Here is a 1,982-nt window from a genome sequence, read left to right as displayed (position 1 = left end):
TGGAACAGGAGATGCAATTACTTTCCCATACACTATAAGTGATGGAAATGGCGGAACAGATATCGCTAATGTTGCTGTAGCAATCGATAATACACCACCAGTAGCACAGGATGATTCAGCAACAACAACAATCAATACTTCAGTAAAGGTAGATGTTTTAGCGGATAACGGAAACGGAATAGATGATGATGTTGATGGAGATACATTAACAATTACAGATATCAATGGAACTACTCCAGTTGTAGATACACCAATTAGTGTAACAGGAGGAACGGTAACTTTATTAGGAAATGGAACATTAGATATTCAACCTGATGGAACAGGAGATGTAATTACTTTCCCATACACTATAAGTGATGGAAATGGCGGAACAGATATCGCTAATGTTGCTGTAGCAATCGATAATACACCMCCAGTAGCACAGGATGATTCAGCAACAACAACAATCAATACTTCAGTAAAGGTAGATGTTTTAGCGGATAACGGAAACGGAATAGATGATGATGTTGATGGAGATACATTAACAATTACAGATATCAATGGAACTACTCCAGTTGTAGATACTCCAATATCAGTAACAGGAGGAACTGTAACTTTATTAGCAGGAGGAACATTAGATATTCAACCTGATGGAACCGGAACTGCAATTACTTTCCCATATACTATTAGTGATGGAAATGGTGGAACAGATACTGCGAATGTTGATGTAACTATCGGTAATACTGCACCAGTAGCACAGGATGATTCAGCAACAACAACAATCAATACTTCAGTAAAGGTAGATGTTTTAGCGGATAACGGAAACGGAATAGATGATGATGTTGATGGAGATACATTAACAATTACAGATATCAATGGAACTACACCAGTTGTAGATACTCCAATATCAGTAACAGGAGGAACGGTAACTTTATTATCAGATGGAACATTAGATATTCAACCTGATGGAACGGGAGATGCAATTACTTTCCCATATACTATAAGTGATGGAAATGGCGGAACAGATACAGCAAATGTTGCTGTAACTATCGGTAATACACCACCAGTAGCAGAGAATGATACAGCAAGTACAGCAATCAATACCTTAGTAAATGTAGATGTCTTAGTAGATAACGGAAATGGATTAGATTCAGATGTTGACGGAGATGTTTTAACGATAACTGATATCAATGGAACTACCCCAGTTGTAGATACACCAATAACAGTAGTAGGAGGAACAGTAACATTATTATCAGATGGAACATTAGATATCCAACCTGATGGAACCGGAGATGCAATTACTTTCCCATATACTATTAGTGATGGAAATGGCGGAACAGATACAGCGAATGTTGCTGTAACAATCGATAATACTCCACCAGTAGCACAGGATGATACTGCAAGTACAATGATTGATGAATTAGTAAATGTAGATGTTTTAGCGAATAACGGAAATGGATTAGATTCAGATGTTGACGGAGATGTTTTAACGATAACTGATATCAATGGAACTACCCCAGTTGTAGATGCACCAATAACAGTAGTAGGAGGAACAGTAACATTATTATCAGATGGAACATTAGATATTCAACCTGATGGAACCGGAACTGCAATTACTTTCCCATATACTATAAGTGATGGAAATGGCGGAACAGATACAGCGAATGTTGATGTAACAATCGGTAATACTGCACCAGTTGCAGAAGATGATTCAGCAAGTACAATGATTGATGTATTAGTAAATGTAGATGTTTTAGCGAATAACGGAAATGGATTAGATTCAGATGTTGACGGCGATACATTAACAATTACAGATATCAATGGAACTACCCCAGTTGTAGATACACCAATAACAGTAGTAGGAGGAACAGTAACATTATTATCAGATGGAACATTAGATAATAAAGTTACCGTTCCTCCTGTTACTGATATTGGAGTATCTACAACTGGTGTAGTTCCATTGATATCTGTAATTGTTAATGTATCTCCATCAACATCATCAT

At 37.1% G+C, this 1,982-nt stretch carries 1 protein-coding gene; it reads left to right on the top strand.

What is annotated here, in order from left to right:
* On the top strand, nucleotides 1-1,982 hold a 1,982-nt coding region (locus L0U77_RS11705), incomplete at both ends, for a beta strand repeat-containing protein (RefSeq protein ID WP_233901253.1).

The organism is Tenacibaculum piscium (assembly GCF_021390715.1).
In the GTDB taxonomy this organism is placed as follows: Bacteria; Bacteroidota; Bacteroidia; order Flavobacteriales; family Flavobacteriaceae; genus Polaribacter; species Polaribacter piscius.
Note: the sequence above shows the minus strand (reverse complement) of the source record. Positions and strands in the feature narration are given on the sequence as shown.